The sequence below is a fragment of the Arthrobacter sp. KBS0702 genome (assembly GCF_005937985.2).
Taxonomy (GTDB): domain Bacteria; phylum Actinomycetota; class Actinomycetes; order Actinomycetales; family Micrococcaceae; genus Arthrobacter.
Window position 1 is genome coordinate 598,521 of record NZ_CP042172.1, and the last position, 14,536, is coordinate 613,056.

Annotated in this window: 8 protein-coding genes; 6 read left to right on the forward strand and 2 right to left on the reverse strand. The window is 67.7% G+C overall.

What is annotated here, in order from left to right; genetic code table 11:
• Positions 1–15: 15 nt before the first annotated feature.
• Positions 16–813 (reverse strand): carbon-nitrogen hydrolase family protein, encoded by a 798-nt coding sequence (locus FFF93_RS02860; RefSeq protein ID WP_138767413.1) that lies wholly within the window; start codon positions 811–813, stop codon positions 16–18.
• A gap of 113 nt (positions 814–926) precedes the next feature.
• Here FFF93_RS02860 and glgX point away from each other — a divergent pair, with 113 nt between their 5' ends.
• Genes glgX through FFF93_RS02875 form a run of 3 tightly spaced genes read left to right on the forward strand, consistent with a single transcriptional unit; the run spans position 927 to position 3,896 of the window.
• Entirely contained in the window at positions 927–3,035 is a 2,109-nt protein-coding gene (gene glgX, locus FFF93_RS02865) for a glycogen debranching protein GlgX (protein ID WP_138767412.1), read from the forward strand.
• Positions 3,036–3,071: 36 nt separating this feature from the next.
• Positions 3,072–3,533, forward strand: coding sequence for a ribonuclease domain-containing protein (locus tag FFF93_RS02870; protein ID WP_138767411.1), 462 nt, complete (start codon positions 3,072–3,074; stop codon positions 3,531–3,533).
• Between the two features lie 6 nt (positions 3,534–3,539).
• A complete protein-coding gene (locus tag FFF93_RS02875) occupies positions 3,540–3,896 on the forward strand; it encodes a barstar family protein (RefSeq protein ID WP_138767410.1) in 357 nt (118 codons plus the stop codon).
• Here FFF93_RS02875 and glgP read toward each other — a convergent pair.
• Positions 3,893–6,511, reverse strand: a complete 2,619-nt coding sequence (gene glgP / locus FFF93_RS02880) for an alpha-glucan family phosphorylase (protein WP_186372216.1) — start codon at positions 6,509–6,511, stop codon at positions 3,893–3,895. The two genes, FFF93_RS02875 and glgP, sit on opposite strands and share 4 nt — an antisense overlap.
• Positions 6,512–6,652: 141 nt before the next feature.
• Between glgP and FFF93_RS02885 the strand changes: the two genes are divergently transcribed.
• The 3 genes from FFF93_RS02885 to FFF93_RS02895 are packed head-to-tail and all read left to right on the forward strand — an operon-like array spanning position 6,653 to position 14,251.
• On the forward strand, positions 6,653–8,734 hold the full coding sequence (locus FFF93_RS02885; RefSeq protein ID WP_315851470.1) for an alpha-1,4-glucan--maltose-1-phosphate maltosyltransferase: 2,082 nt from the start codon (positions 6,653–6,655) through the stop codon (positions 8,732–8,734).
• Positions 8,731–10,527 carry a maltose alpha-D-glucosyltransferase gene (treS, locus tag FFF93_RS02890; protein WP_138767407.1) on the forward strand — a complete coding sequence of 599 codons (1,797 nt, stop codon included), beginning with the start codon at positions 8,731–8,733 and terminating at the stop codon, positions 10,525–10,527. Before FFF93_RS02885 ends, treS begins: the two co-directional genes overlap by 4 nt.
• A 1-nt stretch (position 10,528) precedes the next feature.
• A complete protein-coding gene (locus FFF93_RS02895) occupies positions 10,529–14,251 on the forward strand; it encodes a 1,4-alpha-glucan branching enzyme (RefSeq protein ID WP_138767406.1) in 3,723 nt (1,240 codons plus the stop codon).
• Positions 14,252–14,536 lie beyond the last annotated feature (285 nt).

Consider the following 14,536-nt stretch of genomic DNA (forward strand, 5'->3'; position numbering starts at 1 on the left):
GTGCGGGAGGGTCGTCTAAAACTTGTGGCGGTTGGCGAGGACTGGGAGTTTGGTGCGGGCGTCGTCGACAACGGTGGGGTCCAGGTCGGCGAAGAGCAGTCCCGGGGCGCCGTCGAGCTCCTGGAGGACCTCACCAAAGGGGGAGACGACGGCGGAGTGCCCCACGCCGGTGGGCGCGGATCCCTTGGTCGCGACACCAACGCTGGCAGGATCTCCCTGGCCGCACGCCAGCACAAAGGTGGTGGAGTCCGCCGCGCGGGCACGGGACAACAGCTTCCACTGCTCGACCTTGCCCGGGCCGGCACCCCACGAGGCACAGACGATGTTGACCTGGGCGCCGCGCTCCGCGTTTTCGGTGAAAAGGTCCGGGAACCGGACGTCGTAGCAGGTGGCCAGGCCGAAGGTGACGCCGTCGACGTCGAACGTCACCGGCTGGGTGCCGGCGTCCACGGTGTCCGACTCGGCGAAGCCGAAGGCGTCGTAGAGGTGGATCTTGTCGTAGCTCGTGTGGACGCCGAGCCCGGTGACCAGAAGGGTATTGCGGACCTTTTGCCCGCCGCTCCCGGGGGTAAACATTCCCGCGACGATCACGATGCCTTCTTCCGCGGCGATGGCTCGGACCTGCGAGGCCCACGGGCCGTCAAGCGGTTCGGCGATGTCCAGCAGTGAGTTGCCGAACGCGCGCATGGTCGCCTCGGGGAAGACGATCAGCTGCGCGCCGCCTTCTTTGGCCTCCCGGGCGGAATTCCGCACCAGATCCAGATTCCGGTCGAGCTCGCGGCCGGTGATGATTTGAGCAATAGCAACCCGCACATTTACCTCCAATTCAGCGCTTAGTCCAAGTATGCGCGGCCGGTCCGCGCACAGCGCGCGCCGTGCGCCATCGAAACGACGCCCATTTGTCATCCCCGGCTAAGCTTTAAGCGATGGTCAAGTCCTTAGTAGAGCCAGCTACCACCGTAGACGCCTCGCGGCCGTTTCCGCTCGGCGTCAGCGTCCCCCGCACGGGTTCCCCGGCGACGGACGATCCTCGGGGTGCCTTCGCCAATGTGGCTGTCTACGCCCCCGGGGTCGCCACCCTGGACATCGCCTACCAGGCCCCCGGCGGCAGCTGGCAGCTCAAGACCCTGCCGAACGTCACGGACGGGGTGCACCATGGCATCGTCGAAGGGCTGCCGGTCGGATCGCGCTACGGGCTGCGCGCCTCGCCGGAGGATGCCCTTCCCCTCCCCGTGCCGGCCATGGACTTCGACGACGACGGCGAGCAGCCGCTGCTGCTCGATCCGTACGGCCGCGGCGTGGACGAACGCGACGGCTTCATCACCAACGTCCGGATGGCCGGCGACTTCGACTGGGGCGTCGACTCCGGGCCGCGTACGCCGTGGCGGAACACCATCATCTACGAGGCCCATGTCCGCGGCCAGACGATGCTGCACCCGGACATCCCCGAGCATCTCCAGGGCACTTACGCCGGGATGGCCCACCCGGCCACGGTCGAGCACCTCATCTCGCTCGGCGTCACAGCCATCCAGCTCCTGCCGGTGCACTTCCACATGGACGAGCTGCACCTGCAGGACCTGGGACTGACCAACTACTGGGGCTACAACACGGCCGCGTTCTTCGCACCGCACCCCGGCTACGCCACCCAGGCGGCCCAGGACGCCGGCCCGCAGGCCGTGCAGGACGAGTTCAAAGGCATGGTCAAGCTCCTGCACGCAGCCGGGCTCGAAGTCATCCTCGACGTCGTCTACAACCACACTGCCGAGGGCGGCGCGGACTGGCCCACCCTGAGCTTCCGCGGCCTCGGCGAGCTGGAGTACTACCGTCACGACGGCCACGGTAAGTATGTGGACACTACCGGCTGCGGCAACTCCCTGAACTTCGGCGAGCCCCGGGTAGTCCAGCTGGTGCTGGATTCGCTGCGCTACTGGGTGAACGAGTTCCACATTGACGGGTTCCGTTTCGACCTGGCCGTCACGCTGTGCCGCAATGCCGCCAACGAGTTCGACCCGAGGCACCCCTTCCTGGTCGCCATCGCCGCAGACCCGGTGCTGTCCGAGACGAAGCTCATCGCCGAACCCTGGGACGTCGGCTACGGCGGCTGGCAGACGGGCCGCTTCCCCACCGGCTGGGTGGACTGGAACGACCATTTCCGCGACGCAGTCCGCACGTTCTGGCTGGCAGACCGGGCCGCGATCGACGCCGGCGGCCAAGGCGGTTCGGTGGCGCGGCTGGCGGACGCCTTGTCCGGGTCCGCGGGCCTGTTCGCGGCCTCGGGACGGAGCCGGCTGGCCTCCGTCAACCTCATCACCGCCCACGACGGCTTCACCCTGGCCGACCTGGTCTCCTACGACCGCAAGCACAACGAGGCGAACGGCGAACAGAACCGCGACGGCCACGGAGACAACCGCAGCTACAACCACGGTTTTGAAGGGCGCACTGAAGACGAGGAAGTCCTCGCCCGGCGCGCGCAGACCAGCCGGAACCTGATGGCCTCGCTGATGATCTCCCAGGGCGTCCCGATGATCACCGCCGGCGACGAAATCGGCCGTAGCCAGCAGGGGAACAACAACGCCTACTGCCAGGACAACCCGATCACCTGGATCGACTGGACCAGCACGCCAGAATCACACTCCATGCTGCGCAGCACCAAGCGCGTGATCCGGCTGCGCAAGGAGTTCCTCGCCGGTCAGCCGCACGACTATCCGGCCCGGGACCAGCAGTCCTACTTCCACTGGTTCGACGTCCATGGCGAGCCGATGTCCGGCGACCGTTGGCAGGACCCCGGCCACCGCGTGGTCCAGCTCCTGCTGGGATCCGACGACGGCCGCGTGGACGGCCTGGTGGTGGTCAACGGCGGCGCCGAGGACGTCAAGGTCACGCTGCCGGTCATCCCCAGCGACGACGGCGGCGGCCGGCTCTATGAGCTGCGACTGACCACCTCGGAACTGCACGACCGCCGCCAGGGAGTCCGCATTTCCTCGGGCGAACGGGACGTGGTCCAGGCCAACAGCATCAGCATCTACCGTGTCTAGCAGCCTGTCCCATCCCCCGTCACCGAGGAGCCCCCAGTGAGGGTACGGCGGCTCGCCGCCCTCCTCGCCGTATTGCTGGGGCTGGTGGTGCTGGCCTTCGTGCTGGGCGGCCTTCCGCAGACCGGGAGCGTTCCGACGGACGCCGGCCCGGCCGCACCCTCCCAAAGTACCTCTGCGTCCCGGACCCCGACGGCCGGCGTCGCCAATCCCTCGGGGCTGCCGGTGATCAAGGCTTCGGAGCTGCCGCCCGAGGCCCGGCAGACCCTCGATCTGATCACCAGGGGCGGCCCGTACCCGTATTCCCGGGATAATGTCCCGTTCGGGAATTTCGAACGGATCCTCCCGCGCAAAGCCTCCGGTTATTACCGGGAATTCACTGTGCGCACCCCGGGGGAGTCGGACCGGGGCGCCCGCCGGATCGTGGCCGGGGAAGCCGGCGAAAAATACTACACCGCCGATCATTACGAATCGTTCAAATTCATCGCCGAAGGCAAGTAGGGGACCATGAAGATTTTTTCCGCCGATACCTGGACCCTCGAGGAATTGCGGGCGCAGGTCCACGACGCCGGCCGCAGGGCCCTCGTGATCCCCGCCGCGGACTCCAAGAAAGCCGTTCTGGAGACCTTCGGCGAGGCCCTGGACTTCCCCGAGCACTACGGCGTGAACCTCGACGCCCTCAACGACTCGTTGCACGACTTCGCCGACGCCGTGGCCGAGGACGGCCAGCGGCCGGTCACCGTCATCTGGCAGGTTCCCGCCGTCTTCCGCGGCGACCGATCCTTCGGCATCGTCTGCGAAATCCTCCAGGACGCCGAACGTTACGCCGGCAAGGACCTCGCCGTCATAGCGGTCTGCCTCTAGGCGTTGACGATCAGGCCCAGTTCCGCCTTGGACGCGAGCCCCTCGTGCTTCGGCAGCACCCGGACGGTGTAGCCGAACGAACCGGAACGGTCGATCACGAGGGTGCCGCTGAACAGGTACCGTCCCTTGCCGAGGTCCTCGACGGACTTCAGCTCCGCCACGGTCACGTCCGCGAGTTCGTCGCTGTCCTCGGCGCGGCCGTAGGCCACCTCGACCGACACGTCCTGCGGCGGCAGCGAATGGAGCGCCACGTAGGCATTCACTTGCAGGTCGTCGCCGATCTGTGGGTCCTCGGACACCCCCACCGAATCCACGTGTTCCACCTGGATCTGGGGCCACGCGGCACGGATCCGCGAGCACCAGGCGGCGAGGGCCTTTGCCTCGGCAAAGTTGTCCGCCGAGGCATGCCGCCCGGAGATCGCGGCGGGCCGGTAGAGGACGTTGACATAGTCCTGGAGCATCCGGTCCGCGGACACGGCCGGGCCCAGGTGCGCCATCGTGTGCTTGATCATCGAGACCCAGTGCGTGGGGACCTTCTGCGGCCCGGACTGCGAGGGGCCCGCTGCGCCCGCGCCGTCGGAGACCGTGAGGCCGTAGAACTTCGGCGCCACCTGGGTTTCCAGCAGTTCGTACAGCGCCGCCGCCTCGATGTCGTCGCGCTCCTCGGGGGACGCGTCGTTGTTGGCCGTCGGGATGGCCCAGCCGTTCTCGCCGTCGTACATCTCGTCCCACCAGCCGTCCAGCACGGAGAGGTTGAGCGAGCCATTGAGGGCGGCCTTCATTCCCGAGGTGCCGCACGCCTCCAGCGGGCGGAGCGGGTTGTTGAGCCAGACATCGCAGCCCGGGAACAGGGTCCGGGCCATGGCGATGTCGTAGTTGGGCAGGAAGGCAATCCGGTGCCTGACCTCGGGGTCGTCGGTGAAGCGGACCAGGTCCTGGATCATCTTCTTGCCGGCGTCGTCGGCCGGGTGGGACTTGCCCGCGATCACCAGCTGGATCGGGTGGGTCTTGTGCAGCAGCAGGGCCTTGAGCCGCTCCGGGTCGCGCAGCATGAGCGTCAGGCGCTTGTAGGTGGGCACGCGGCGGGCGAAGCCGATGGTCAGGATGTCCGGGTCCAGCACCGAGTCGGTCCAGGACAACTCGGCGTCGGCCGCCCCGCGCTTCTTCCAGGCGGCCCGGAGACGGCGGCGGACGTCCTCGACCAAGGAGACCCGCATTTCGCGCCGCAGCGCCCACAGCGCCTCGTCGCTGACGTTGTAGGCCAGGTCCCAGCGGCCCTGGGTCTCGGCGTCGGAGCCGAACTGCTCGCGCGCCAGCTGCGAGACCCGGGGGTCCACCCAGGTGGGCACGTGGACGCCGTTGGTGACCGAGGTGATGGGGACCTCCGAGTGGTCGAAGCCCGGCCAGAGCGCGGAGAACATGCCGCGGGAGACGACGCCGTGCAGCTTCGCGACGCCATTGGCGCGCTGGGCCAGCCGCAGCCCCATCACGGCCATGTTGAAGACAAACGGGTTGCCGTCGGCGAAGTCCTCCCGGCCCAGGTCGAGGATCTTCGCGATGGGGACGTCCGGGGCCAGCCCGGCGGTAAAGAAGTGCTCGATCTGCGAGGTCTCAAAGCGGTCGATGCCGGCCGGAACCGGGGTGTGGGTGGTGAACACGGTGGAGGCGCGGCCCGCAGTCAGGGCTTCGTCCCAGCTCAGCGGGTTGTCCCCGGACATCAGCTCCTGGATGCGCTCGATGCCAAGGAAGCCGGCGTGGCCCTCGTTTGTGTGGAACACCTCCGGCGCAGGGGCGCCCGTCAGCCGCTGGTAGGCCCGCAGCGCCTTGACCCCGCCCATGCCCAGCAGGAGCTCCTGCTGGAGCCGGTGGTCGCCGCCGCCGCCGTAGAGACGGTCGGTGATGCCGCGCGCCGCGTCGTCGTTGCCGGCCACATTGGAATCCAGCAGCAGCAGCGGGACGCGCCCGACGTCGGCCCGCCACACGTGTGCCAGCAGCCGGCGTCCGTGGGGGAGCGGGAGCGAAATCTGGATGGGCCGGCCGTTGCCGTCCGGGGAGGCCTCGCGGAGCAGGGTCAGCGGCAGGCCGTCCGGGTCGAGGACCGGGTAGGTCTCCTGCTGCCAGGCGTCGCGGGACAGCGACTGCTTGAAGTAGCCGGCCTGGTAGAGCAGCCCGACGCCGATCAGCGGGACGCCGAGGTCCGATGCCGCTTTCAGGTGGTCGCCGGCCAGGATGCCGAGGCCACCGGAGTACTGCGGCAGGACTTCGGTGATTCCGAACTCGGGGGAGAAGTACGCAATGCAGCGGGGCGCGTCCTCGCCCAGGCTCTGGTACCAGCGGGGCTGTTCCAGGTAATGGTCCAGGTCCGCGGCGGCCGCATGGACGCGGCGGACCACCTCCTGGTCCGCGGCGAGGCGCTGCAGTTCCTCCCGGCTGACCAAGCCCAGGAAGGTCACCGGATCGTGCGCGCTCTCGGCCCAGATCGCCGGGTTCAGCTGCTCGAAGAGCTCCCTGGTGGGCAAGTGCCACGACCAGCGAAGGTTGGTGGCGAGCCGCGCCAAAGGCCGGATCGATTCAGGAAGAACAGTTCGGACGGTAAATCTGCGGATAGCCTTCACCAGCGAAACACTAACGGACAACTTAGGGCCCCGGAACAGCTTTGGGTTTCTTTCCGGTAAATGTCGGATTGCCTCCAGGATTCGCTGGGAAAAACTGAGCAGCCTTAGCATTCTGAGCGATTTGTAGATAACGTCGAGGCTGTGACGACTAACTCGCGAACCAGTGCCGTGTCCAAGCAAAAGCCGAAGGCCCTGATCACGGAGGGGCTGAAATTCGGCAGGTTTCCGATCACTGCCGTACAGCCTGCGGTCGAGGGCGGAAAGTTCCCCGCCAAGGCCGTCGTGGGCGAGAGCATCGTCGTCGGAGCCACCGCATTCCGGGAGGGCCACGACATGCTCGGCGTCAGCGCCGTGCTGCTTGACCCGCGCGGGAAGGAGCGGCAGCGAGTCCGGCTGGCGCCGCCGCGGGGGGACCGGGGCAAGGGCACCGACCGCTGGGAAGGCCTGCTCACGCCGTCGGGAACCGGCCAGTGGTCGTTCGTCATCGAGGCCTGGCACGACCGCTACGGCACCTGGCACCACAACGCCGAGGTCAAGGTCGAGGCGGGCATCGACGTCGACCTGATGCTGGCCGAGGGCGCCGCCCTGCTGACCGAGGCCTCCGAGGACGCCACCCGCCCCTCCGCGGACCGGCGCACGCTGCGGATCGCCGTCGTGGGCCTGTCCGACGTCTCCAAGACCCCGGAAGAGCGCCTCGCCGCCGGCTTCAGCGCCGAGGTGGCCGCCGTCGTTGCACGCCAGCCGATCCGGGAACTGGTCACCGTTTCCGAGCCGTATCCGCTGCTGGTGGAGCGCGAACTGGCCGGCCGCGGCGCGTGGTACGAGTTCTTCCCCCGCTCCGAGGGCGCTGTCCGCAACCCCGAAACCGGCGAATGGACCTCCGGAACGTTCCGCACCGCCGCGCAGCGCTTAGACGCCGTGGCCGCGATGGGCTTCGACATCATCTACATGCCACCGATCCACCCGATCGGCACCCAGCACCGCAAGGGCCCGAACAACACCCTGCTGGCCGGCCCGCATGACCCGGGGTCGCCGTGGGCGATCGGGGCGAAGGAGGGCGGCCACGACGCCATCCACCCGGACCTTGGGACCTTCGAGGACTTTGACGCATTTGTAGCGCGCGCCGGCGAGCTGGGCCTGGAGGTGGCCCTGGACCTCGCGCTGCAGGCCGCCCCGGACCACCCCTGGGTGCAGAGCCACCCCGAGTGGTTCACCACCCGCGTGGACGGCAGCATAGCATACGCCGAAAACCCGCCGAAGAAGTACCAGGACATCTTCCCGCTCAACTTCGACAACGACCCCGCCGGCTTGTCCAACGAGATCCTGCGGATCGTTCTGTTGTGGGTCAGCCACGGCGTGAAGATCTTCCGCGTGGACAACCCGCATACCAAACCGGTGTGGTTCTGGGAATGGCTGATCGCCAAGGTCAACAAGAAGCACCCCGACGTCGTCTTCCTCGCCGAGGCATTCACCCGACCGGCCATGATGCACGCCCTGGGCCGCGCCGGCTTCCAGCAGTCCTACACCTATTTCACCTGGCGCAACACCAAGGAGGAGCTGGAGGAGTACTTCCAGGAGGTCAGCCACGAATCCCCGGCGTACTTCCGGCCGAACTTCTTCGTCAACACCCCGGACATCCTCACCGAGTACCTGCAGTTCGGCGGACCGCCGGCGTTCAAGATCCGTGCCGCCCTGGCCGCCACGGCCAGCCCGATCTGGGGCGTCTATGCCGGCTACGAGCTTTACGAGCACGTCGCCCGGCCCGGGGCCGAGGAATACATCGATAACGAGAAGTTCGAGTACAAGGCCCGCGACTGGGACGCGGCCACGGAATCCGGCCGCACCCTGGCCCCGTACTTGACCCGGCTCAACGAGATCCGGCACTCCCACCCCGCCCTCGGCGACCTGCAGAACCTCACGGTGCACCAGAGCACGGACAACGCCACCGTGGTCTACTCAAAGCACAAGACCCTCCCGGACGGCGGCAAGGACACGTTGATCGTCGTGGTCAACGTGGATCCGCATGGCATCCGGGAGAGCACGGTGACGCTGGACCTGGCGGCACTGGAGCTAGACCCGGAGGACCTGACGCACAACGGCCGCTTCGTCGTCGATGACCTGCTGACCGGCGAAAGCTGGGAATGGGGCGAGTACAACTACGTACGCCTTGACGCACACGTCGAACCCGCCCACATCCTGAGCATCCGGAGGCAGCGCCCGTGAGTTTCAGCCCGAGCAACCCCAACCAGCACTTCACCCCGAAGGGATCGTTCGAACTGAACGCGCCCGGCCTCCAACACGATCCGCATTGGTACCGGAAGGCGGTCTTCTACGAGGTCCTGGTCCGGGGTTTCGCGGACGGGAACGGCGACGGATCCGGCGACTTCCACGGCCTGATCGACAAACTGGACTATTTGCAGTGGCTCGGCGTCGACTGCCTCTGGCTGCCGCCCTTCTTCCAGTCCCCGCTGCGCGACGGCGGCTACGACATCTCCGACTACAACTCTGTGCTGGACGAATTCGGCACCATCAGCGACTTCAAGCGGCTTGTCGCTGAGGCCCACGCCCGCGGCGTCCGGGTCATCATCGACCTGCCGCTGAACCACACCTCGGACCAGCACCCCTGGTTCCAGGAGTCGCGCAAGGACCCGGACGGACCGTTCGGCGATTTCTACGTGTGGAGTGACACAGACGAGAAATACCAGGACGCCCGCATCATCTTTGTGGACACGGAGGAGTCCAACTGGACCTTCGACCCGATCCGCCGCCAGTTCTTCTGGCACCGCTTCTTCAGCCACCAGCCGGACCTGAACTTCGAGAACCCCAAGGTGATCGACGCCCTCTTCGACGTCGTGCGGTTCTGGCTGGACCAGGGCATTGACGGCTTCCGCGCCGACGCCATCCCGTACCTCTTCGAGGAGGAAGGCACCAACTGCGAGAACCTGCCGGCCACCCACGAGTTCCTGCGCCAGTTGCGCCGGATGGTCGACGAGAGCTACCCGGGACGCGTGATCATCGCCGAAGCCAACCAGCCGCCCGCCGAAGTGGTGGAGTACTTCGGCACCGAAGAGGAACCGGAATGCCACATGGCCTTCCACTTCCCGATCATGCCCCGGCTTTACTACGCGCTGCGGGACCAGAAGGCCGCGCCGATCATCGAGACCATGAAGGACACCCCGGACATTCCCGAGGGCGCACAGTGGGGCACCTTCCTGCGCAACCACGACGAGCTGACCCTGGAAATGGTCACCGCGGACGAACGCGCCGCAATGCTCGGCTGGTACGCACCGGATCCGCGCATGCGAGCCAACATCGGCATCCGCCGCCGGCTTGCCCCGCTGCTGGATAACTCCCGCTCCGAAATCGAACTCATCAACGCCCTGCTGCTCTCGCTGCCGGGGAGCCCGTTCCTGTACTACGGCGACGAGATCGGCATGGGCGACAACATCTGGCTCGAGGACCGCGACGCGGTCCGCACCCCGATGCAGTGGAACCCGGACCGCAACGCCGGGTTCTCGCATGCGGACCCGGGCAAGCTCTACCTCCCGGTGATCCAGTCGCTGGTCTATAACTACAGCATGGCCAATGTGGAAGCGGAGGCGGCGCACTCGGGTTCGTTGTTGCGCTGGACCCGGCAGATCCTGAGCGTCCGCAAGAACCACCCCGCCTTCGGGCTCGGCTCGTTCCAGCACGTCGAGGCGGACCACGACGTCGTCCTGTCCTACCTGCGCGAGCTCCCGGCGGGCAACGCCGCCGGCGAGGACCCGGAAACCATCCTCTGCGCCTTCAACCTGTCCCAGCACCCGGTGGCGACCACGCTGAAGGTGCCGCAGTACGCCGGACGAGGCCTCCGCGACGTCTTTGGCGGCCAGGCGTTCCCCGCCATCTCCGACGACGGAACGCTGACCCTTACCCTGGGCAGCCACGATTTCTTCTGGCTGCGGATCCGCTCGTCCGCGTCCAACCCGGCCTCGCCGCACACCCAGGCGATGCCTATCCTGTCCATCGAAGGCTGAAATGACCCGACCCACTCTGTCCACCGCGCTCGACGCGCTGCTCCGCAGCTGGCTGCCGCGCCAGCGCTGGTTCCCCGTCAAAAGCGCGCACTTCAGCTTCGAACCGGCAGGCCGCGTGCGCCTCAGCGGCGGCGCGGATGCCGGACAGCCGGAGGACGGCGCGGAGCTTGAAGTTCTGCTGCTCGCCGTGACGTATCCGACGGCGGACGGCAACCGCACCGACGTCGTCCAGGTTCCGCTCAGTTTCCGTGCGCTGCCGCTGGCCGGCGCCGGAGCCGCCCTGCTGGGAGAGATCCCCGGGGCCGGCGCGGGCCCGGACCGCGGCTGGATCTACGACGGCGTCCACGACCCGGCGTTCGTCGCAGCTTGGCTGGACCTGATGCGGGCCCGCGCGGCCACGCCTGACGGCACGGCCGCCGGCCACCTTGTGGAGTCGGGCCACCGGCTGCCCTTCGCCACCGGCAAGGTCCGGGTGCTCTCCGGCGAGCAGTCCAACAGTTCGGTGATCGTCGACGACGGCGACTCTGCGGCGATCCTTAAGTTCTTCCGAGTGCTGTCCGAGGGGCAGAACCCCGAGGTCGAGATCGGCGCGGCGCTGACCGCTGGCCGTACAGCGGAGGTTCCGGCCACCCTGGGCTGGGTCACCGGCGAATGGGAAATCCCGGGCGACGGCTTCGTCGGCGCCACGGAGGGCACCGGCCCGGACGGCGGAGGGCGCACTGCCCGCGGCGAGCTCGCCGTCGCCCACGAATTCCTCGCCGGCGGCCTGGACGCCTGGCGTCTCGCCGTCGATGCGGCCAGCACCGGAACCGACTTCACCGCTGAGGCCCGCGCCCTCGGCGTCGCCACGGCCACGGTGCACCGCCGCCTGGCCGAGGCGCTGGGTACCGCCGCCGAGGGAGTGCCTGGCGGGGACATCGCGCCCGGCGTCGCGCAGCGGGTCAGGCAGTCCTGGGCGGAAGCCGGCGCCGCCGTCGGACCCTTCGACGACCAACTGGAAGCCCTGCTGGCGCGGCTCGAAGGCAGCAGCGCTGGCCCCTTGCAGCGGATCCACGGCGACCTGCACCTTGGCCAGATCCTGCAGGTCCCCGGCGCGGCGGGAATGCCGGCGCGCTGGGCGATCCTGGACTTCGAGGGTGAGCCGCTGCGGCCGATCTCCGAACGCAATTTTCCGGACGTGCCGCTGCGCGACGTCGTCGGCATGCTGCGGTCCTTTGACTACGCCGCCGGCGCAGCGGTCCGCGAGTACGACGATGCCATTGTCCCCGCCGACTGGGTGGATGACTGCGCCGAGGCCTTCCTGGCCGGCTACGCGGAAGTCACGCCCGGCACCATCGACCGCGACTCGCCCTTGTTCGTGGCGTTGTGGCTCGACAAAGCACTTTACGAAGTGGTCTACGAACTTCGGAACAGGCCCGACTGGCTCGCCATCCCGGTGAACGCATCCCGTCGTCTCCTCGGCAGTACAGGCTCCGGCGCTCCCGCCGAAGCCGCAGCGGAAGGTATCAAAATGACAGGTCCAGCACGTACCGAACGACCCGGCGTACCACTCCCCGTGGACGCCGAGACCCTTGCGAGGATCGCAGCCGGCGAGCACCATGCGCCGCACTCAGTCCTCGGCGCCCACCTCGACGACTACGGCCACGTCACCATCCGCACCGTGAAGCACCTGGCGGAAGCCGTCTCCGTGGTGACCTCGGCCGGCAGCTTCCCGATGTCGCATGAATCCGGTGGCGTGTGGGTAGCCGTGCTGGAACCCGTCGACGAGGGGCATGTGCCGGACTACCGGCTCGAAGTCAGCTACGAGGGCCGGGAACCGCAGACGGCGGACGAGCCCTACCGCTACCTTCCGACCGTGGGGGAAATCGACCTGCACCTGATCGGTGAGGGCCGCCACGAGCGCCTCTGGGATGTACTGGGCGCCCACGTGCGGCACTACAAGTCCGCCCTCGGCGACGTCGACGGCGTGTCCTTCGCGGTGTGGGCCCCGAACGCCCAGGCCGTGCGGGTGAAGGGCGACTTCAACGGCTGGGACGGCCGCGAATTTTCCATGCGCTCGCTCGGGTCCTCAGGCATCTGGGAGCTGTTCATTCCCGGCGTCGTGGCAGGGGCGTGCTACAAGTTTGAAATCAAGACCAAGCACGGCCACTGGGTGGAAAAGGCCGATCCGCTGGCCTTCGGCACGGAAATCCCGCCGCTGACGGCGTCCCGCGTCGTGGAGCCCTCCTACGCCTTCAAGGACGACGAGTGGATGAAGGCCCGCGCGGCCCGGGATCCGCACAACGCCCCGATGAGCGTCTACGAAGTGCACCTGGGATCCTGGCGGGTGGGGCTGGACTACCGCCAGCTGGCCAAGGACCTGGTCGAATACGTGAAGTGGCTTGGCTTTACCCACGTTGAATTCATGCCGGTCGCCGAGCACCCCTTCGGCGGGTCCTGGGGCTACCAGGTCACGTCCTACTTCGCGCCGACCTCGCGTTTCGGGCACCCGGACGAGTTCCGGCACCTCGTGGACGAACTGCACCAGGCAGGTATCGGCGTGCTGCTGGACTGGGTCCCGGCCCACTTCCCCAAGGACGAGTGGGCGCTTGCCCGCTTCGACGGGGATCCGCTGTACGAGCACTCGGACCCGAACCTGGGTGAACACCCCGACTGGGGCACCCTGATCTTCGACTTCGGCCGCAGCGAGGTCCGCAACTTCCTGGTCGCCAACGCGCTCTACTGGCTGGACGAATTCCACATCGACGGCCTCCGCGTCGACGCCGTGGCCTCGATGCTGTACCTCGACTACTCCCGCGAGGAGGGCCAGTGGCAGCCGAACCGCTTCGGCGGCCGCGAAAACCTTGAGGCGATCTCCTTCCTGCAGGAGGTCAACGCCACGGTCTACAAAACGCACCCGGGCGCGGTCATGATCGCCGAGGAGTCCACCGCGTTCCCCGGCGTCACCGCCCCCACCAGCCAGGGCGGCTTGGGCTTCGGGATCAAATGGAACATGGGCTGGATGCACGACTCGCTCAAGTACATGGCTGAGGACCCGTACAACCGCAAATGGCACCACGGCACCATCACCTTCTCGATGGTCTACGCCTACACGGAGAACTTCCTGCTCCCCATCAGCCACGACGAGGTGGTGCACGGCAAGGGCTCGATGCTGCGCAAGATGCCCGGCGACCGCTGGCAGCAGCTTGCCAACCTGCGGGCCTTCCTGGCCTACCAGTGGGCGCACCCCGGCAAGCAGCTGATCTTCATGGGCACCGAGTTTGGCCAGGAAGCGGAATGGTCCGAACAGCACGGCCTCGACTGGTGGCTGGCGGACATCCCCGCGCACCGCGGTGTGCAGCTCCTGACCAAGGACCTCAACGAGCTCTACAGCTCGACGCCGGCCCTGTACCAACGGGACAACGATCCCGACGGCTTCCAGTGGATCAACGGCGGCGACGCCGACCGGAACGTGCTGACGTTCATCCGCCGGGACGCCGCCGGCAATCCGCTGGTCTGCGCCATGAACTTCTCCGGTGCCCCGCACCAGGACTTCCGCTTGGGTGTCCCGGCCGCGGGCCAGTGGGAGGAAGTCTTGAACACCGACGCCGCTTCCTACGGCGGTTCGGGGGTCCTGAACGAAGGCGCGCTGACGGCATCCGCCGACGGCATCGACGGGCAGCCGGCCACCCTCGCCGTGACGCTGCCGCCGCTGGGCGCCGCGTACTTCAGGGCGCTGGGCTAGGAGCTTCCCGGGACGAGCGCGGCTGGCACTCCCGGCAAGAGAGCGCCCGGGCTGGAGTCGGGGAAGAGCCCGGAGTCCTTGGGATTCCGGGCTTTTCCTTGCCCTCCGGGGAGCCCCGGTTGAGGGGGAGAGGAGGGTGCTCTGGAGCGGCTTTGTCAGCTGGCCCAAGTGGTGGTAGAGTTTATTTCCGCGCTGCTCCCCGGAGTTGATCCGCTAAGAAGACCAAGAAGCCTATGGCAAGACTGAGTCGGAACGCTGATTTGACTAGGGTGAAGCGGCCCGGTA